This is a genomic window from Sphingomonas sp., from assembly GCF_035944535.1.
Taxonomy (GTDB): domain Bacteria; phylum Pseudomonadota; class Alphaproteobacteria; order Sphingomonadales; family Sphingomonadaceae; genus Sphingomonas_B.
Map to the genome: position 1 here is coordinate 240,240 of NZ_DASZBC010000003.1, position 19,774 is coordinate 260,013.

The 19,774-nt window shown below is 65.0% G+C and carries 16 protein-coding genes; 6 read left to right on the plus strand and 10 right to left on the minus strand.

From position 1 onward, the window contains the following. The first annotated feature begins 89 nt into the window (after nt 1-89). Both VGT77_RS03070 and VGT77_RS03075 read left to right on the plus strand, forming a co-directional pair. Nucleotides 90-1,901 carry a calcium-binding protein gene (locus VGT77_RS03070; protein ID WP_327459448.1) on the plus strand — a complete coding sequence of 604 codons (1,812 nt, stop codon included), beginning with the start codon at nt 90-92 and terminating at the stop codon, nt 1,899-1,901. Between the two features lie 145 nt (nt 1,902-2,046). Then, on the plus strand, nt 2,047-2,820 hold the full coding sequence (locus VGT77_RS03075) for a PEPxxWA-CTERM sorting domain-containing protein (protein ID WP_327459450.1): 774 nt from the start codon (nt 2,047-2,049) through the stop codon (nt 2,818-2,820). Between the two features lie 27 nt (nt 2,821-2,847). Here the strand turns inward: VGT77_RS03075 and VGT77_RS03080 are convergent, their stop codons facing one another. Beyond that, nucleotides 2,848-3,399 carry a hypothetical protein gene (locus tag VGT77_RS03080; RefSeq protein WP_327459452.1) on the minus strand — a complete coding sequence of 184 codons (552 nt, stop codon included), beginning with the start codon at nt 3,397-3,399 and terminating at the stop codon, nt 2,848-2,850. Nucleotides 3,400-3,404: 5 nt separating this feature from the next. Further along, on the minus strand, nt 3,405-5,150 hold the full coding sequence (locus VGT77_RS03085; RefSeq protein WP_327459454.1) for an N-acyl-D-amino-acid deacylase family protein: 1,746 nt from the start codon (nt 5,148-5,150) through the stop codon (nt 3,405-3,407). Nucleotides 5,151-5,216: 66 nt separating this feature from the next. On the opposite strand from VGT77_RS03085, the gene VGT77_RS03090 reads away from it, so the two are divergent. The 4 genes from VGT77_RS03090 (at nt 5,217) to fabG (ending at nt 8,590) form a co-directional block, all read left to right on the plus strand. Continuing rightward, a complete protein-coding gene (locus tag VGT77_RS03090; RefSeq protein WP_327459456.1) occupies nt 5,217-6,407 on the plus strand; it encodes an aromatic ring-hydroxylating dioxygenase subunit alpha in 1,191 nt (396 codons plus the stop codon). Nucleotides 6,408-6,444: 37 nt separating this feature from the next. Continuing rightward, the gene (gene fabD, locus VGT77_RS03095; protein ID WP_327459458.1) at nt 6,445-7,377 is read left to right on the plus strand and encodes an ACP S-malonyltransferase; all 933 of its coding nucleotides are present in this window, start codon (nt 6,445-6,447) and stop codon (nt 7,375-7,377) included. A gap of 40 nt (nt 7,378-7,417) precedes the next feature. Then, complete coding sequence (locus VGT77_RS03100; protein WP_327459459.1) at nt 7,418-7,777, plus strand: GxxExxY protein; 360 nt, start codon at nt 7,418-7,420, stop codon at nt 7,775-7,777. A gap of 72 nt (nt 7,778-7,849) precedes the next feature. Next, on the plus strand, nt 7,850-8,590 hold the full coding sequence (gene fabG / locus VGT77_RS03105) for a 3-oxoacyl-[acyl-carrier-protein] reductase (RefSeq protein WP_327459461.1): 741 nt from the start codon (nt 7,850-7,852) through the stop codon (nt 8,588-8,590). On the opposite strand, the gene VGT77_RS03110 is transcribed toward fabG, so the two are convergent. The 8 genes from VGT77_RS03110 to VGT77_RS03145 form a co-directional block, all read right to left on the minus strand. Next, complete coding sequence (locus VGT77_RS03110; protein ID WP_327459464.1) at nt 8,587-10,038, minus strand: MBL fold metallo-hydrolase; 1,452 nt, start codon at nt 10,036-10,038, stop codon at nt 8,587-8,589. The genes fabG and VGT77_RS03110 overlap by 4 nt on opposite strands. 176 nt (nt 10,039-10,214) lie before the next feature. Further along, a complete protein-coding gene (locus VGT77_RS03115) occupies nt 10,215-10,928 on the minus strand; it encodes an SDR family NAD(P)-dependent oxidoreductase (RefSeq protein WP_327459465.1) in 714 nt (237 codons plus the stop codon). A gap of 9 nt (nt 10,929-10,937) precedes the next feature. Then, a complete protein-coding gene (locus VGT77_RS03120) occupies nt 10,938-12,437 on the minus strand; it encodes an efflux transporter outer membrane subunit (RefSeq protein ID WP_414713351.1) in 1,500 nt (499 codons plus the stop codon). 5 nt (nt 12,438-12,442) lie between these two features. Next, nucleotides 12,443-15,622 (minus strand): efflux RND transporter permease subunit, encoded by a 3,180-nt coding sequence (locus tag VGT77_RS03125; RefSeq protein ID WP_327459469.1) that lies wholly within the window; start codon nt 15,620-15,622, stop codon nt 12,443-12,445. A gap of 121 nt (nt 15,623-15,743) precedes the next feature. After that, a complete protein-coding gene (locus VGT77_RS03130) occupies nt 15,744-16,946 on the minus strand; it encodes an efflux RND transporter periplasmic adaptor subunit (protein WP_327459471.1) in 1,203 nt (400 codons plus the stop codon). A 110-nt stretch (nt 16,947-17,056) separates the two neighbouring features. After that, nucleotides 17,057-17,509: a MaoC family dehydratase gene (locus VGT77_RS03135; RefSeq protein ID WP_327459473.1), complete on the minus strand. Its 453-nt coding sequence runs from the start codon at nt 17,507-17,509 to the stop codon at nt 17,057-17,059. Nucleotides 17,510-17,697: 188 nt separating this feature from the next. Beyond that, nucleotides 17,698-18,291, minus strand: a complete 594-nt coding sequence (locus VGT77_RS03140; protein WP_327459475.1) for a PEPxxWA-CTERM sorting domain-containing protein — start codon at nt 18,289-18,291, stop codon at nt 17,698-17,700. A 126-nt stretch (nt 18,292-18,417) separates the two neighbouring features. Continuing rightward, a complete protein-coding gene (locus VGT77_RS03145; RefSeq protein WP_327459477.1) occupies nt 18,418-19,677 on the minus strand; it encodes a tetratricopeptide repeat protein in 1,260 nt (419 codons plus the stop codon). Between the last annotated feature and the right edge of the window lie 97 nt (nt 19,678-19,774).

Here is a 19,774-nt window from a genome sequence, read left to right on the forward strand (position 1 = left end):
CCGCATCTGCGCCGCGGCTGCGCCTGAGTAGCCATATTTCTTGACTGACCCCCATCCAAGGACCGACGCTGCGGCTTCGTTTCTTGCGGATGAACATCATGACAAACACCCCGCCTCGCATCGTCGGCTTGACGACCTCCGTCTCCTTCACTTTGCAACAGGCGCTGGCCCAGCAGCTGATCGACAGCAGCATCCAGGTCGCTGATGATGAGAGCTATGCCGGCATGGTGCTGCACGTGTCCGGCTTTGGCGAATATGTACAGGTTAGACACGAAGGCACTGGGCCGGATCAAGTCGGCATTTCGGGCAACACAATCACATATGCGGGTGCCCAAGTCGCTCAGTTCGCAGGGGGAGTGGGAACCGATCTGGCGATAACATTCTCCACATCAGATCCCGCGATCCTGACACGCGTCATCGGCAACCTTCTGTTCTTTGCGCCGGCCGCACGTGATTCCACGCGCCTGATCCACTACACTCTTTACGACGGCAGCGGCGCCCGGTTCGATCAGGATGTTCGGTTGACTCTTGGCGCCGGAACCCAGCCCTCGCCTGAGAACGACACCCTTTACGGCAGCGCAGCGAATGACCACCTGAACGGCCTGGCGGGCGACGATCTGCTCTTCGGCTTCGAAGGCGACGATGTGCTGATCGGAGACACCGGCAAGGATGTCATGGACGGCGGAGCCGGGAGCGACGTCTTTTACGTTGATAACCCCTTGGACATCGTCACCGACCCGGTTGCAGCCGGTGTCGACCGCGTCGCGACTTCCGTCAGCTATGTTTTGCCGGGAGGGGCCGACATCGAAATCTTCGAGGCGATCGACTCGACATCGGTCGCTGCCATCGATCTTGGCGGAAACAATTACGGGCAGACGATCGTCGGCAATGCCGGCAACAACCTGATCAACGGCGGGGGCGGCGATGATCTTTTGGCCGGGCTGGGGGGCGACGACACGCTGATTGGCAGTCCTGGTGCCGATCTGATGTACGGCGGTGTGGGAAACGACGTCTACTTCGTGGATGCCACGGGTGATCGGGTATACGAGACAGTTGGGGAGGGACGAGACCGGGTCGCCGTTTCGATCAGCTATGCGCTGGAACCTCAGGCCTCAGTGGAAATCCTGGAGACAACAGCGCTTGCGGGGACGAGCTCCATCGATCTGAGGGGCAGCTCAGCCAGCCAAATGATCATCGGGAACAATGGCGCGAACCGCTTTGACGGAGGCGGCGGCAATGATTGGATGATCGGCGCTGGCGGTGACGACAGTTTCAACGGCACCTATTCGGCCTCTCGCTACGAGGGCGGCGCGGGAAACGACACCTATTTCATCTATGACGGATCGGATCTGGTGGTTGAGCTCGCTGGAGGGGGCGTTGACCGTGTGGCAGTACTTCAGAGCTACCACTTGGCTGCCGGCTCCGAAGTCGAAATATTGGAGACCCTTGATATCCAACGTCTCGATAAATTTTCCCTCATTGGTAATGAGTTCGGCCAGTTGATCATCGGCAACAGAGCCGACAATTTTCTGGACGGGAAGCTTGGTTCGGACCTTCTCGTCGGCGCCGGTACCGATAATGTTTTTAACGGTGGCGATCGCTTCGCCTTCACGACTGCGCTGGGTCCCGACAACATCGACAGAGTCGAGGACTTTTCCCACGACGTAGACACGATCGTGCTCGACGACGCGATCCTGAAGGACCTGAGCCCTGGCTCATTGGACCCAAACCGCTTCGTAACTGGCCCAGCGGCTACAGATGCGGATGATCGCCTAATCTATGAGCAATCGTCTGGGACATTGATGTTCGATGCGGATGGCACCGGCACGATCCCGCCGGTGACTATCGCCATTTTCACGGGCTCGCCTGTCATCAGCCCCAGCGATTTCTTGATAATCTGAACGGCAGAGGGTGGTGGAGCTGTCCCAGGATGAAACGGTGGAACGCGTGATCCTTTGCTGATTTGATCATCGCTTTACGGCAGAACAGACCCTCGCAATCGTCTCCGGGGTGAGGGGACGGGGGTGTCGTCAGGGGGTTATGAAAATGCGGGCTTATGTTCTCGGTGCTTTCGTCGGTGCCGTTTCCGTGGCGAGCGCCAGTGCGGCGTATGCAGCAATGCCGATCCCTGCTGTGTTCAACTTCACCGTCGGCAGCAATAGCAATGTCCAGGACGGCAATGCACGGATCTTCAGCGCCACGTCGCCAAACCTTGGCACTTTCAAGGTGCGCGCGACGGCCTGGAGCCTCGAAAAGATCGGCACAAACACCTTCGTGCGCGATTCCAAGCTCATGGTCTATGACGGTGGCCTGGGCGTAATCTCTGGCGACGACGGCAATGGCGACAATAACCGCCACACTATCGACAACAGCGTGCGCAAGGACTTTATTCTTTTGCAGTTCGATGCGCCCGTGCGGCTGCTGACCGCGACCTTCAACACCTACAGCGTGTTGGGCGGCACCAAAGATAGCGACGCGACCATCAAATATGGCTGGACGCAGAATCCTTGGAACAGCAGCATGGCCCCCTTCATCAACGACAAAAACGTATCGGTGCTGAACGCGCTTTTCGCCGGCTCCTATTCGTCGCTGACCAGCCTCACCGGCAACAACACCCGTAACATCAACATCCAGAACAAATGGGGCAATCTCTGGATGATCGGGTCCGACTGGACCAACGCGGACGGACGCATCGACGGCTTCAAGCTGACGAACCTCGCCGTCGTGCCGGAACCCGCCACCTGGGCGATGATGATCACCGGCTTCGGCTTTGTCGGCGCGGCGATGCGGCGGCGTAGCCCACAGGCTGTGACGGCTTGACACTAGGCCGGCACTTGATCGGGGACCCTAGTTTATGAAGCGGCTGATCTTGGCAGCCTGACCCGGGATCAGGAGCCCTTGTTCCACGCGCCCGGGCCGCTGTGCACGCGGACCGCCTCGGATATCGCTGAGCTTATACGACCAGTAGGTGAAATAGAGAGCGCCGGGATGATCCCGCGCCTCCCCCTCGAGGATCTGGAACGGCCCCGTATTGATCCGCCCCAGCTGTGGCACCAGGTTGATGTCCAGGCCTCCGCCCAAAGTATGCGGAATGGCGTGGCCGCGATGGACATAGGTATCCCCGCCTTTGGGGCTTTGTTTCTGCCGGCTGCTGTCTCGCTTATGGTCAACCCGCCCGCCGCTGACGCCCCAGGCGGCGATCAGCCGAGAGTCGGTAACGCTGAAAAGGTAGTTGGCCTTGTCAACCGTCGTCCAAACCGAGCCGCTCGGTGAGCCGAACGTGCTGTAGTCGTACAGCCACAAGTCGACGAGTTCCTTGACGATCGGCGACCAAGCCTTGTCGTCGGCCTGGGGAGGTAACTCTGCCAGCATCTCGTCAACGAAGCTATAGTCCGGCATTGCCTCTACTCTGCCGCGATCGCCAGCGGCTCCGACTGCGGGCCGCGGATGACCTTGCCAGGTCGGGCGGGCTGGAGTTCGCCGTTCCGAAACGTGACTTCGCCCGACTTCACCGTCGCAACATAGCCACGGGCCCTTTGCAGCAGCCGGCGGCCCCCGGCTGGCAAATCCCAGGCGAGGTACGGCTTTTCGAGCGCGAGCGTGTCCAGGTCGATCACGTTCAGGTCGGCGAGATAACCGGGGCGGACCAAGCCTCGATCGTGGAGGCCGTAAAGCAAAGCCGTATCGCGGCACTGGCGCCGGACGGCGAGTTCGAGCGGGATGGTGCCCCGCTTGCGGTCGCGCACCCAATGCTGGAGCAGGAAGGTGGGCGAAGCGGCATCGCAGATCGTGCCGCAATGGGCGCCGCCATCCGACAGCGAGATGACGATATCGTCGCGGTTCAACAGCAAGTCGCGAACGAAATCGAGATTGCCGTCCGCATAGTTCAACAACGGCAGATAGATGAAACCGTTGCCCTGGTCGGCCATCAGCAGGTCATAGGCAATCTCCGCCGGATCGCGGTCCTGAGCGGAGGCGAGGGCGGCAATGCTTTCTTCAGGTGCGGGCTCATAATCCGGTATGTCGCCGAGCGGGAACTGCATGCCCCAGCCGCCAGTCACGATCATCAGCAGTGGAGCGATGTCCGGATGCTCGGGTGGCAGGTTGGCTTCGCCGAGCAGCTGCGCCTTGACAGCGGGATCGGAGAGCCGGGCATATTGCTCCGGCCAAGGCAGCTCGGCGATGGCCTGCCAGCTCGGGCGCATGCGGAACGGGTGGACCGTGCCGCGCCAGTTCATGAGAATTCCGGTGCCGCGGAGCGAAATTTGCGCAACGACATTGGCGCCATTGTCATTCGCGCCGCGCGTCGACGCCATCTGCTCGGTCCAGTGCATCGCCTTCAGCGGCGACTGGAGCATGGCGAAGGTGACGGGTAGGCCGGTTTCCTTCGACAGCGCTTCCATCCAGCCGAACTCGTTCCATTCCGGCTGCAGGTCCGACGCCATTTCGAACACGCCATGGCCGACCCTCGCCATCGCCCGGCCGATGCCGATCAGCTCCTCAGCGGTGGCGGTGGTGCCCGGGACGAGTTCGCCGTCGATCGACTTATGGATAACGGTGCGGCTGGTCGAAAAGCCGAGGGCACCGGCGCGCAGCCCTTCCTCAACGATGCGCGACATCTCGGCGATCTCCGCCTCGGTCGGGATTTCGTTGCGTGCGCCGCGCTCACCCATCACATAGGCGCGCACGGCCCCATGCGGCACGTGGCAGCCGACATCGATGGTGCGCGGCAGCTTCTCGAGCGCCGCCATATAGTCTGGGAAGCTCTCCCAGTCCCAGCTCATGCCCTCTGCGAGAGCGGTGCCGGGAATGTCCTCGACGCCTTCCATCAGGCCGATCAGCCACTGGTGCCGATCTGGTCGCGCCGGCGCGAAGCCGACGCCGCAATTGCCCATCACGACAGTGGTGACGCCGTGCCAGGACGAAGGCGCCATCTCCGGATCCCAAGTGGCCTGGCCGTCATAATGGGTGTGGATGTCGACGAAGCCCGGGATGACGATCTTGCCCGCCGCATCGATCTCCTCGCGTCCAGCGGCGGAGACCGTGCCGACAACGCTGATCAACCCACCGTCGACCGCGACATCGGCCATGAACGGCTTGCCGCCCGACCCGTCCACCACCGTCCCGCCGCGAATGACCAGATCGTGCATGGCGCCTCTCCTTCTGTTTGACGGCACAGTATCACGGAGCGGCGGCGCGCGCTAAGACGCTACGTCATGACCGCGCAGACCGTTCGACTCGCCGCCACCGACATCGATCCCGACGATCACCTGTCGCTGCCGGGCTGGCTCTATCACGATCCTGAGTTCTTCCAGGCCGAAGTCGCGCGATTCCTGCGTGCCGCTCCTCAGGTGGTGTGCCATGTGAACGAGCTGGCGCGCCCCGGCGAGTGGCGGAGCCTGGAGTATCTGGGCGAGAGCGTAATCGTCGTGCGCTGCGAGGACGGCGAGGTGCGCGCCTTTGCCAATATATGCCGCCATCGGGGCTCACGGCTGGTCGATGGCGAGGCGGGCTGCGCTAAGAAGCTCGTCTGCCCTTATCATGCCTGGACCTATGACCTGGACGGCCGGCTGTCGGGCGTGCCGATGAAGAGCGAGTATCCGGGGCTCGATCAAGGCAAGCTGGGTCTGGTGCCGATCGCGATGGAGGTGTGGCGCGGCTTCCTCTTCGTGACGCTGGAGCCGGGCGCGCCCTCTGTGGCAAAGATGATGGCGCCCTACGAGCATGAGATTGCGCCCTATCGCTTCGAGGAGCTGCAGCCGATCGGCCGGGTGACGCTGCGCCCACGCGCGCTCAACTGGAAGACGATCGCCGATAACTATTCCGATGGCTTGCACATCCCGGTCGGGCACCCGGGACTGACGCGGTTGTTCGGCCGATCCTACGCGATCGAGGCCAATGAGCATGTTGATCGCATGTCCGGACTGCTGGTCGAGCGGCCGTCTGCCAATCCGAGCGAGCGCGCCTATCAGCGGCTCCTGCCGCGCGTCGATCACCTGCCCGAAGCACAGCAGCGGCTGTGGCTCTATTACAAGCTCTGGCCGAACGTTGCCTTCGACATCTACCCGGACCAGATCGATTTCATGCAGTTCCTGCCGACGAGCGCGACTACGACCACCATCCGCGAGATCAGCTATGCGCTGCCCGACGATCGCCGCGAGATGCGGGCGGCGCGCTACCTGAACTGGCGCATCAACCGGCAGGTCAATGCCGAGGATACCAGGCTGATCGAACGCGTTCAGGCCGGCATGGCTTCCCCGAGCTATGTCGCCGGGCCTTTGGGGACAAGCGAGGTTTGCCTGCGCAGCTTCGCCCGCAAGCTGCGCCGGTTGATCCCGGAAGCGCGGCTGCCGCACTCCCCGGCATCCGGCTGGAGCAAACGCCCGCCGCTTGCATCGGCGACCTGACCTTTCTACGCGCACCCCCTTCAACAAGGGGTCAGACATGCGCGCATTCATCTTTCCGGGACAGGGCAGCCAGGCGGTCGGCATGGGCCAGGCGCTGGCTGATGCGAGCGCCGCCGCGCGGGAGGTGTTCCAGGAGGTGGACGAAGCGCTCGGCCAGAGCCTGCTTCGCCTGATGTGCGAAGGACCCGCCGACGAGCTGACGCTGACCGAAAATGCGCAACCGGCGATCATGGCGAACGCGATTGCCACCCTGCGCGTGCTGGAACGCGAAGGCGGCCTGCGGCTGGCCGACAAGGCGGAGTTCGTCGCCGGCCACTCGCTCGGCGAATATACGGCGCTCTGCGCGGCCGAAGCGCTTGACCTGACCACCACCGCCAAGCTGCTGAAGCTGCGCGGCCAGGCCATGCAGGCGGCCGTGCCGGTCGGCGAGGGTGCGATGGCCGCGATCCTGAAGCTGGACTTCAGTCAGGTGGCGGAGATCGCAGAGCAGGCGGCGCAGGGCGAGGTGTGTACCGTCGCCAACGACAATGCGCCGGGCCAAGTCGTCATATCGGGCCACAAGGCCGCTATCGAGCGCGCCTCCGAACTGGTGAAGAGCGCGGGCGGCCGCGCCATGCCGCTGCCCGTCTCTGCCCCGTTCCATTGCCCGCTGATGAAGCCAGCCGCCGATGCGATGGAAGAAGCGCTCGGCAGGGCCGATCTCCGTGCTCCGCTTGTGCCGGTGTTCGCCAATGTAACGGCAGCGCCGGTCGCCGACCCAGGCGAGATCCGCCGGCTGCTTGCCGAGCAGGTCACCGGCACCGTCCGCTGGCGCGAAAGCGTGCTCGCCATGCAGGAAGCGGGCGTGCACCACTTCGTCGAGTTTGGCGGCAAGGTCCTGGCCCCCATGATCAAACGCATCGCACCGGACGCCGAGGCCGTGAGCGTCGTCAGCATGGACGAGTTGGAGCAAGTCTCGAAGGTCTTATGAGTTCGCGCAGAGACGCAGAGGCGCAGAGAGGCCGTACCGCTTGAAGGACATCGATCTGATCAGTGGCGATGTGGTCGATGCAGCCTTTCGGCTGCATCAGGAACTTGGCCCTGGTCTCCTTGAGAGCGTCTACGAGATTGTGCTGGCAGGCTGGCTTGAACGGCGTGGCTACCTTGTAGAGCGGCAAAAGCCCATCGACATCCAGTTCGACGGGTTGCGTTTCGACGGGGCCTTCAGAATCGACCTGTTGGTCGAGGGTCGTTTACTAGTGGAGGTAAAGTCGGTCGAGAAGCTGAACGCGGCGCATGCTAAACAACTCCTCACCTATCTTCGCCTGACCCGTCCCACCTGTCGGTCTGCTGATCAACCTCGGCGGCGCGATGCTGAAGGACAATATTAGGCGGCTTGTTAATGATCACCGCCCCTCTGCGTCTCCGCGTCTCTGCGCGAATCCAACTCAGGAGTAAGACATATGTTCGATCTGTCGGGAATGACCGCCCTCGTCACGGGGGCGTCCGGGGGCATCGGGTCAGCCATCGCGGAAGCCTTGGCAGGGCAGGGCGCCCGCGTCGCGCTTTCGGGCACGCGTGAGGAGGCGCTGCGCCAGGTTGCCGGGCGGGTCGGCGGGGAGGCAGTGGTGCTGCCTTGCAACCTGTCGGACGCCGCAGCTGTGGACGCGCTGGTGCCGCAGGCGGTGGAGGCGCTCGGCGGAAAGCTCGACATCCTCGTCAACAATGCCGGCGTGACGCGCGACAACCTCATCCTGCGGATGAAGGACGAGGAATGGGACCAGGTGATCCGGGTCAACCTTGAGGCTGCGTTCCGTCTTTGCCGCGCCGCCGCCAAGCCGATGATGAAGGCTCGCTTCGGGCGGATCGTCTCGATCACTTCGGTGGTCGGAGCGACCGGCAATCCGGGCCAAGCCAACTACGCCGCGTCCAAGGGCGCGCTCACGGCCATGTCCAAGGCACTGGCGCAGGAACTGGCCAGCCGCGGAATTACCGTCAACTGCGTTGCGCCCGGGTTCATCACCTCGCCGATGACCGACGCGCTTCCCGAGGCACAGAAGGAAGCACTGACCGGCCGCATCCCTGCCGGACGCCTGGGCGAAGGAGGCGATATTGGTGCGGCGGTGGCGTATCTCGCCAGCAAGGAAGCGAGCTACGTCACCGGCCAGACGCTGCACGTCAATGGCGGCATGGCGATGATCTAGCGGGCGGCGAGCCGCTCCTCGCCGACCAGGTCCGCAACCTCCGCCTGGTCGAGCACGCGGCCGTGCAGGCCCATCATTGTCTCGACCGGCAGTTTCCGGACCTTCAGCCAGGCGAGGAAGCTGCGCGAGGTGTCGTTGAGCGGATACTCGCCTGCGTTCACCAGATCGGCCTGGTAGAGCAGTTTCTGCTTCGGGAGATAGACGACGAGCATCTGCCGCGCGTGCGGATTGGGCCCGACATCATAAACTTCGACCCGATTGGTCGCATCCTCGAACACGCGCGAACCCTGCACCGCCAGCACGTTTGCGGGACGCGGCGCCCTGGCAAGAGTGTCCGGCGTGCTGGGATGGGTCTGGGCGATCCGCTCGATCAGCGGCTTGGCTTCGGCCGAAGCGACGATGGTCGCGCCCGCCGCCACATAGCCGCGGATCCCGCCGAGATGATCCTGGTGATGATGGCTCTGGACCAGATAGCGGACGGGCTTGCCCGGCGCGAGCTTTGCAATCTCGCCGATCAGCTTTTCGGATGTGGCCGTGTCGATCGGCGCCTCCGCCACCAGCACATGATCCGCGAAGGCGACCGCGAGGACATTGTACGACCATTGCGCCTTGGTGTCGGTGACGTTCTGGAGCAGCCACACATTGTCGCCCAGCGGCTTGGCCGAGAAAGGCGGTCGCCAGCTATAGTCGCCCTTCTGAGCACCGGCCGGTAGCGCCAGTTCGGTCGTGCTTGGACCCTGTTCATCGACGTGCTTGAGCGCGAGACGGCTCGCGACCGTGCCGAAGAGGACGGAGACCTGCCGTTCCTCCACCCCACTGGGCACGGCTACTCCGCCGATGCGGCGATAGGGGCCGAAGCGCACGCTGGCATAGCGATCGCCATGGACGCTCGGCGAGGGCTTGGTGTCATAGCCGGCGAGCAGCTTGGTGCGCGCGTCGAACAGCAGCTCGCCGCCCCTGCCGTTCGGATAGGCATAGGCAATCCGCACATGCTCATCCTTCTCCGGCAGCAACTGCAGCGAGGCCGCAGTCCGCGCGACGCGTGCCAGGGTTTCGTGCGGCAGCGCCATCTCGAGCCCGGGCACAGCACCGGGCAGGTCCTCGGCCGTGCCGGTCCGCCTGTCATAGGCGAACCCTTTGTCGGCCGTTTTTGCCGCGTGAGTCTGGAAGCGGAAATCGCCCGCGATCGCCGCATCGAGATCGGAGACGCTCGCATTGGCGCTATTGTCGACGGTAATCGATAGTCGCCGCGGATAAGGTTCAAAGCCGCCGGCGACGGCGAGCGACTGGCCAGGATCGATCGAACTCCCTTCGAAAACGATGCGCGCCTTGAGCGTCTTTGCGGCGTCGGCGCCGTGCGCCCGCTGCGCGGCTTCGATCAGGGCGAGCGCTTCCGGCTGCTTGACCGGCTCGGCGGCGTTCAGCGCAAGGGCGAGCGTCAGAAACATGCGGTGGGTCTCCTTTGGCGCGGCAGCTGCGGCTCAACCGGGAGACGAGCAACGCAGTCTCGACCAAGCGTCGGAGGTTCTCGACCAAAAAATGCTGTCGGGCGCCCGGTGCCCGCCGGAAGCGGAACCGACATCCGAGCTCGTCTGGGCTCGGCCCGTCGCTGGGAACCGGTAGATCATCCTTCGACCCGCTCCCGATGGCTGGTCTGGAAACCTTGGGCGACAAGCGAAGCAATGCGCTCTGCCACCACCTCCGGCGATTTCACGCTCATCGGGTCTTCGCCGGGAAAGGCGCGCTCGCGCATTTTGGTGCGGGTGGCGCCCGGGTCGAGTATCGCGACTTTCACTTTGCCAAGATTGCGCTGTTCCTCGGCATAGCTGAGCACGAGCGTCTCGAGTGCCGCCTTGGAGGCGCCATAGGCTCCCCAATAGGCCCGGGGACTGGCGCCGACGCTGGAGGTCAGGGCAATCAGCTTGCCGGGCGCGGCGGCGCGGAGCAGCGGGTCGAAGGCGGCGATCAGTGCGGCCTGGGCACCGACATTCAGCGTCAGGAGCTTGGCAAACTCCTTTGGATCGATCGCCGGAACCGGGCCGAGCGTGCCGAGCATGGCAGCGTTCAGCACCATCGCGTCGAGCTTGTTCCAGCGGCTGGAGACGGCTGTCGCCAGGCGACCGATGCTGTCGCCATCCATCAGATCCAGCGGCGCGATCGTTGCCGTGCCGCCGGCCTGGTGAATGCGCTCCTCGATCTTTTCCAGGTCGTTGGCGGTTCGCGCGGTCAGGATGACATGGGCGCCGGCACGGGCGAGCGCTTCGGCGGCGGCGGCGCCGATGCCGCGACTGGCGCCTGTGACGAGAGCGAGTTGGTCAGCGAGGGGACGGTCGGTCATGCGGACCCCTTAGCGGGGCGTGGGCGTGGGTCCAGCCTGAACCGGTCCGCCGGCGAGTGGCGCGTCGAGCTGCGAGTCTCCGCCCAGCGTCCGGTAGAGCTGGACCAGATTCTGCGCGCGACCGAGGCGCGTCGCCACCAGCTGTCGTTCGGCGGCGTAGAGGCTCCGCTGCGCGATCAGCGTCTGCAGGAACGGGTCGATGCCACCGCGGAAACGCGCTTCGCTGAGACGGTAGTTGTCTTCGGAAGCTGCGCGGTTGGCGCGCTGGGCGCGGAGTTCCTCGTCGATCGTGCCTCGCCGGGCGAGCGCGTCGGAGACTTCGCGGAAGGCTGTCTGGATCGTGCGCTGGTAAGTGGCCAGAGCGGCGTCCCGCTGCGCTTCTGTCACGCGGACATTCGCCCGGGCGGCGCCGCCCTGGAAGATGGAATAGCTGGCGCCCGGCGCAATTGACCAGTTGAACGCGTCGCCGGAAAAGAGCGAAGACAGAGTCGAACTTGCAAAGCCCAGGGCCGCGGTCAGGCTGAAGCGGGGGAAGAGAGCGGCGCGCGCGGCGCCGATCTGGGCATTGGCGGCCCGAAGCTGATACTCGGACTGGACCACGTCCGGACGCCGGAGCAGGATGGTTGAGTCGAGGCCGGCAGGGAGCTCGGCCACCCCCTCCTCTGCATCGCCAAGCGACCCTGGCAGCAATGCCGTGTCGATCGGAGCGCCGACGAGCAACTGCAGCAGGTTCACGTCCTGCGCGAGCGACGTGCGCGCCTGAGCCGCATCGGCTCGCGCCTGCTCCAGCACCTGTTCGGCCTGGCGCAGATCCGTGCGAGGGGCGATGCCTCCCTCCAGCCGCAGGCGCGTGAGGCGCACACTCTGTCTGGCGTTGGCGACGGTGCGCTCGGCAATGGCGAGCAGGTCGCGATCCGCGGCGTAGGTGAGCCAGGCCGCGGCGATGTCGCTCACCAGCAGGAGACGAACCGAGCGGGCTGCAGCTTCGGTGGCGAAATAGCGGTTGCGCGCAGCTTCGGTGAGCGAGGCGATGCGGCCGAAGAAATCGATCTCGTAATTGGAAAGGCCCAGTTGCGTGTTGAGGAAGAGCTGACGGCCGGATGCCGCACTGCCGACGCCAGTGCCAGCACCGTTGCCGCGGTCGGTCTCCGTTGCGCTGGCGCTTGCTACGATGTTCGGGAAGAAGGCGCCACGCTGCGCCCTGAACTGCTCGCGCGCCGCCGCGATGTTGGCGGCGGCGACGGCGAGGTCCCGATTGTTGACGAGCGCGGTTTCGATCAGCTGTTGCAGCCGCTGGTCCTGGAAGATGTCGCGATAGGTGACTGTGGGGAGCGCCGCTTCCGACTGGCGGAGATAGGCGTCCCCGGCGGGCCAGGAGAGGGGGATGGGCGGCTCGGGACGTTCGTAGCGCGGGCCGAGCGTGCAGGCAGAGAGGGCCAAACTTGCAGCCACACAAAGAAGGGAGGGCTTCGACAGGCTCAGCCCGGACGGTGTTGGGGTGGGGGGCATAGTAGTCACGCCTCCGCCGGCCGCTGCCGCCGCCGCTTCAGCCATTCGCGGCCATCGCGGACGCCGCGGCGGACGAGGACGAAGAAGAGCGGGATGTAGAAGATGGCGAGAATGGTCGCCGTCAGCATGCCGCCGATCACCGAAGTGCCGATCGCGACGCGGCTCTTGGCGCCGGCGCCGGTCGAGATGGCGAGCGGGAGCACGCCGAATATGAAGGCGAGGCTGGTCATCAGGATGGGGCGCAGCCGGATGCGCGCGGCCTCCAACGCTGCGTCAATGACGCGCTTGCCGGCCTTTTCCGCCTGCTCGGCGAACTCGATCATGAGGATCGCATTTTTGGCAGCGAGGCCCATGGTGGTCAGCAGGCCGATCTGCAGGAACACGTCGTTTTGGAGGCCGCGCAGCGTCACGGCAAACACCGCGCCGACAAGGCCGAGCGGGATCACCAGCAGCACCGCGACCGGGATCGACCAGCTTTCGTAAAGTGCGGCCAGGCAGAGGAAGACGACCAGCAACGACAGGCCGTAAAGGACCGGCGCCTGGCCGGATGACAGACGCTCTTGGTAAGAGAGCCCGCTCCAGGCGACCGAGACGCCGGGGATCTGCTGGGCCAGCTCCATCATCCGGTCCATCGCCTGGCCGGAGCTGGTGCCGGGCGCGGCCTGGCCCTGGATCTCGTAGGAGGGCACGCCGCCGAAACGGCCGAGCGATACGGGGCCGACCTGCCAACTCGTCTGGGCGAAGGAGGAGAAGGGCGCCATCTGTCCGTCGCGGCCGCGCACGAACCACTGGTACAGGTCTTCGGGCGCTGCGCGGTAAGGCGCATCGCCCTGCACGAAGACGCGCTTGACGCGGCCGCGGTCGATAAAATCGTTGACGTAGCGGCCGCCCCAGGCCGTGGAGAGGGTCTGGTTCACATCGGCCTGAGTGAGGCCGAGCACGAACAATTTCTGCTGGTCCAGGTCGACGCGCAGATTGGGCGTGTCCGGCAATTCGCTCTGGCGCACGCCGGTCAGCATCGGATCGTTGCTCGCCTCTTCGACCAGTCGATCGCGCGCCGCCTTGAACTCCTCGCGCGAAAGGCCGCCCGAGTTCAGCAGCTGCATCTGGAAGCCGCTCGACTGGCCGAGACCTCGGATAGCGGGCGGCACCAGCGCGAAGATCTGCGCGTCCCGCAGGCCGCCAAAGGCGCGGCCGATTCGCTCGGTGATGCCCTCAGCGCTATTCTCCTCTCCTTCGCGCTCTTCCCAATCGGCGAGATTGATGAAGGCGTTGCCGGCGTTCTGGCCCGAAGGACCGCCGCCGCCGCCGCCTGCGACGGTGAAGAGCACGTCGACATTCTTCGCCTCGGGCCCGCGCAGCAGATAATCTTCCACCTGCTGCTGCACCTGCTGGGTGCGGGCGAGCGTCGCGCCGGCCGGCAGACGAATCTGAGCCTGGGCGAAGCCCTGATCCTCGGTCGGCAGGAAGCTGGTCGGCAGGCGCAGGAACAGGGCAGCAAGCAGCACCACGGTCAGCGCGTAAATGCCCAGGAACAGCCATTTGCGGTCGATCACCCGGCGCGCCGCGTAAGTGTAGCGGTCGACCATTTTCGCGAAGCCGCGATTGAAGCCGTTGCGGGCGCGCTCAGTCCAGGCGGCCAGGCGCGGAAAACGCGTCGACGTGATGCGGCCATTATGCTTCGGCTTGAGCAAGGTGGCGGTAAGGGCAGGGCTCAGCACCAGTGCGACCACCACCGACAGCACCATTGCCGACACGATGGTGACGGAGAATTGGCGGTAGATCACGCCCGTCGAGCCGCCGAAAAAAGCCATGGGCAGGAACACGGCGGAGAGGACGAGGGCAATGGCGATCAGCGCCGTCGAGATCTCGCTCATCGACTGGATGGTCGCGTCGCGCGGGCTCATGTCCGGATTTTCCTCGAGCAGGCGCTCGACATTCTCCACGACCACGATCGCATCGTCGACGAGCAGCCCGATGGCGAGCACCAGGCCGAACAGGGTGAGCGTGTTGATCGAGAAACCGGCGACCGCGAACACTGCGAAGGTGCCGAGCAGCACCACCGGCACGGCGATCGTCGGGATCAAGGTCGCGCGCCAGCTCTGCAGGAACACGAACATAACGATCACGACCAGGATCACCGCTTCGATGAGGGTGATCACCACTTCCTCGATCGACAGCTTGATGAAGTCGGTCGCGTCGTTCGGAAAGGCGTAGGTGTAGCCGGGCGGAAAGTTGCGCGCGACGCGGGCCACCTCCGCCTTGACCAGTTCGGCAGTCGTGAGCGCGTCCGCGCCCGGCGCCGTCGAAATGGCGAAGCCGGCGCCTGGATGCCCGTTCACGCGGCTGACCGCGTTGTAATTCTCCGAGCCGAGTTCCACCCGGGCCACGTCGCCCAGGCGAACCGTGGCGCCGGCTTGCGTGGTCTTCAGGATGATTGCGCGGAACTGCTCCGGCGTCTGCAGCCGCGACTGCGACGTGACGGTCGCGTTCAGCATCTGCGTCTGCGGCATGGGTTGGCCGCCGATTTCGCCCGCAGTGATCTCGGTATTCTGCGCCTGGATTGCCTGGACCACATCGCCCGGCATCAGCTGGTAGGAAGCGAGCCGGGCCGGATCGAGCCAGACGCGCATCGCGTATTGAGAGCCGAACACGTTGGTGTCGCCGACGCCGGGCAAGCGGCTGATCGGGTCGCGCATGTTCGATTCGAGCCAGTCGGATACGTCCCGGTTCGTCGCGCGGTCGGTCTGGTCGTAGACGGCGACGATCATGAGGAAGTCGGGGTTCGACTTGGTGACGGTCAGGCCCTGCTGCTGCACCTGCTGGGGCAGACGCGGGAGAGCCTGCTGGACGCGATTTTGGACCTGCACTTGGGCGGTGTCGGGATCAGTGCCCTTCTCGAATGTAAGGCTGATATTGACGCCGCCGCGGGCGTTCGATGTGGAACTGAAATACAGGAGCCCGTCGATACCCGACAGCTGCTGTTCGATGATCTGCGTAACGCTGTTCTCGACCGTCTCGGCGTTCGCGCCGGGATAGTTGGCGCGGACGTTCACCTGCGGCGGAGCGACGTCGGGATATTGCGCGATCGGCAGCGAGAAGAGCGCGCCGAGGCCGAGCAGCATGATCAGGATCGCGATGACCCAGGCGAAGATCGGCCGGTCGATGAAGACGCGGGACATCAACTTCTCCCCTCCCCATCAGGGGATGGGAAGGGGGTGGGGCAGGCAGGAGAGATCAGGTGATTGAGGGTATGCCCCACCTCAACCCCTCCCCTGAAGGAGAGGGGCTCAGGTCGCGAACTCGTCACTTGCCCGCTCCGCCACGCCCACCAGGCGCAGAACGGTTCGGATCGATGCGCTGGGGAGCGCTGGCTGGCACGGGCCTGACCGGCTGGCCCGGGCGGGCGCGGCCCAGTCCTTGCGTGATCACCCGGTCGCCTGGGTTCAGTCCTGCGGTAACGACCCAGAAGGCGCCTTGCGTCCGTTCCGCCCGGACTGTCCGCATCTGCGCCTTGTTGCCGGGACCGACCACCAGCACCGTAGCATTGCCCTGCGGATCGCGGCTAACCGCCTGCTGCGGCACCAGGAAGGCGCGGGTGTCGACCGCTTGGGCGAAGACGGCGCGGACGAACATGCCCGGCAGCAGCAGCCCCTGCGGATTGGGAAAGCTGGCGCGCAGCGTTACCGTGCCGGTGCCAGGATCGACCACGACCTCGGAGAACTGGATGGTGCCGGTCAGGCCATAGTCGCTGCCATCCTCCAGCTTCAGCCGGACGGCCGCGCGGGCAGGCATGACGTTGCCCTGCGACAGCAGGCGGCGGAGCGCGAGCAGCTCGCTGGTCGATTGCTGGATGTCGACGAAGATGGGGTCGAGCTGCTGGATCGTGGCGAGCGGATCGGGCTGGTTGGCGGTGACCAGCGCGCCTTGGGTGAACAGCGAACGGCCGATGCGCCCGCTGATGGGGGCCGGCACTCGGGTGAAGCCGAGATTGACCTGCGCCGTGCGGAGCGCCGCGCGTTGTTGGTTCACCGCGGCCTGGGCCTGCCGCGCCTGGGCCGCGGCGTCGGTATACTCCTGCTGGCTGACCGCCTGCATCCGGGCGAGGGGGCGCAGCCGCTCCGCGCGGAGCCGGGCCGCTTCGGCCGTCGCTTCGGCCGCGGCAACATTGGCCTGGGCCTGGGCTTGTCCTGCTTCGGTCAGGCGAGGATCAATCTGGTACAGCGTCTGTCCAGCCCGGACATAGCTGCCTTCGGTGAAGAAGCGGCGCTGGATGACGCCGGAAATCTGCGGCCGCACTTCGGAAACGGCATAGGGTGTCGTGCGGCCTGCCAGCTCAGTCGTAATCGCCACCGATGTCGGCTGGACCACGACAAAGCCGACTTCCGGCGTGCCGCCTCGGCCGCCCGGACCACCTGGACCTTTCTTGGCGCTGTCCGCCTGATCGCTGCAAGCGGAGATCAGCAGCAGTGCAGAAAGCAGGAGGGTTGGCGCTGCTTTGTTGTTCATTCGGTAGCAGCTCGCAACGAGTCGAACACCGCTGTTCCGTTAACGGCTGCAGCGGGGAAGTCGATACTGCCAAAAGTCATGGGCCGACGTTCGTCGAACGGAGCCGACGTTCAGCCGTTTTCCGGTCTTCTGCGGATCAGCCCGATCGACACCAGCGACATGACCGGTTCGTCGTGCTGGTTGAAGACGGTCGTGCGCGCCCGATAGCTGCCCATATCCGGCCGGCTGCGCGACGGAGTTTTGTCGAGCACTTCGCTCTCGGCACGCAGCTTATCCCCGGGATAGACGGGCTTCAGCCAGCGCAACTCGTCGACACCAGGTGAGCCGAGCCCGGCCTGCTGGTTATTCGCCATATTGTCGACGATCATTCGCATCAGCATCGCGCATGTGTGCCACCCGGACGCGGAGAGCCGGCCGAAATACGTCTTGGCCGCAGCCTCGTCAGACAGGTGGAAGGGTTGCGGATCGTAGCGGGAGGCAAACTCGACCACTTCCTCACGCGTCACTTCATAGCCGCCGAAGCTGGACCTGGCGCCGATTTCGATATCTTCCCAGAATTGCACCAGCCACCTCCGTCTCTTCTCCCGCCGGTAGAGCAAGGCAAAAGGCGTTCGGCAAGATCGGCGGAGGGGCGGCCCGCGTTGGGAACCATTACGACCGCCCCTCCGCCTGCCGCTCGACAGTCGTGCAGGGTCGCTTGCTGCACAACCGGCGGAGGCCGAAAGCCGGCGTCCGCTCGAGCGGCATCAAGTCATGCGAGTGATTCGACCGTGGTCCTCCGCCGCGCAAAAGCTCCGGCCGCGGCGAAGCCTGCGATCATCATTGCCCAGCTTGCCGGCTCAGGCACCGGGTTGGAGTTTTGAAAGCTGAGCGAAATCACTTGGCTCAGCTGGTAGGGATCGGTGAGATTGCCGATTTCAATAAAGCCGGACAAACCCGTGAAGCTCACTTTGCCACTCGCGCCATTGAAGAACAGCGCCGACAGGCAGTTGCTGCAACCGACGCCGAAAGGACCAGTGCCAATCCCGGCAGGGTCGGCGAACTCGATCTCGCCACTGGTGGAAGGCGGAGTACCCGTCGTATCGCCTTCGAAGTTTAGCCCGATGAACTGCTCGCCGGAGCCCGGAACGACGAAGCGATCGTCGAGCGTAACCGTGAACTCGATCCGGTCGCCAGCAACCAACTCGGCCGGGAGCGGGTCGTTGGCATCGAGCACCAGCCGACCGGTGTCATAGATCCGGTTGAACGCCGGGAAGCTCGAATATTGTGTGTTCGCAACCGTGCCGCTGAACGACAATGTATACGTCGCCGAAGTGGCGGGTACAGCCATGGTCGTGGCGAGCATGGCCGCCACCGCATATCTCAACATGATGAGGTCACCCCTGTTTTACTCGAGCCTCTGAGGCTCACTTGCGATCATGGCCGAGGCGTTACCCCGACGGCATGGGGTGGGACCGGGCGGTTGCGGGCGTTAGCGGACATCGGTGTATCGGCGGGCGACCGGGACGGATACGCGCTCGCTGGTGCTTTCGGCAGCGTCGAGAAGCCTCGCCGCACCGGACCTGTCGCCGGAGGCGGCGCGCAGCATCGCCGCTTCGATGAAGCCCGAGCCGCTGCTTCGCTGCCCTGCCTCGGCATCTTCCGCGAGGGCGGACAGCATCGCCACACTGCCTTTCTCGGCCAGCAATCGTCTCGCCCTGCCGTAGCGGGCAAGCGCAGCTTCGTCGCCGCGAAGGCGCACCCATTCACTCAGTTCGTTGATAAACCCTTGGTGGTCGCCTCGCCTGAGCGCGACCCAAGCCAGCACCCGATGTGCGCTGACGAGTCCAGGCTGCACGTCGAGGACCATGTTCGCCAGCCGATCGGCTTCGGCCACTCGGCCGGCGAAGAGCAGGTCGAATGCCTGGTCAGCCAGCACTGCCGCATTTGATGGGTCGAGCGCCCTCGCACGAGTGAATGCAGCCTGAGCCTCGACATGGCGTCCGCTCGCCGAGAGCGCGTTCGCGTACCAGAGCTGGGTCTGCGCATTGTCGGGCTTCAGCTCGGCGGCGCGCGCGAAAGTTTCGAGCGCCTCTGGATCGCCATCGTGCCAGAAGCGGACGAATGCCAGCGCACGCAGCCCGGAGGCGGAGCGGCGATCGATGCGAAGCGCCGCCTCGGCGGCCTCGCGCGCGCGGGCATAAGCGACGTCATCAGGCATGGTGCCGAACTCGCGCATCAGCAGATAGCAATCGGCGAGCTTCGCCAGCGCCTCCGACCTGCCGGGATGTTCGCGCGCCAGCCGGGCGAAGATGGCTGCGGCCTCGGCGATGCCACGCGGAGTTCGGCCGTTCCACAGGAACACGCCGCGAAGATAAAGCTCGCGGGCGGCGGGGTGCTCTGCATAGGGCTCCGCCTCGGCACGGTCAGCCTTGGCGACAACATAGAGAGTGCCGGCGAGCGGCACGCCCAGGATCAGCGCCGCGGCGCCGGCGATCTCCCGCATCGACCGACGCTTGGACGGGGATGACGGCGCCGTCGCTGGATCTGGTCCGACGTCTTCGTCTACCGCGCCGGCGCCTTGCAGCCACTGCCGGAGCTCGTCCGGATCGGCCCAGATGCGCGGACGTTCGCCGCCAGGGATGCGGTGAATCGGCAGGCCGCGCGTCGCCTCCCAGCGCCGCACGGTCCGCTCGTCACGGTTCAGGAAGACCGCGATCGCTTTCCAGCCATCCAGGCGTTTCGAGGCCACCCCACCTCCACCCCATTTAGCCGGGCCTCTACCATGACGGGCGGCAGGGCGCCACGCTTCACGTCCGTACTTGGTCGAGCAGAGACGTGGATTGGCG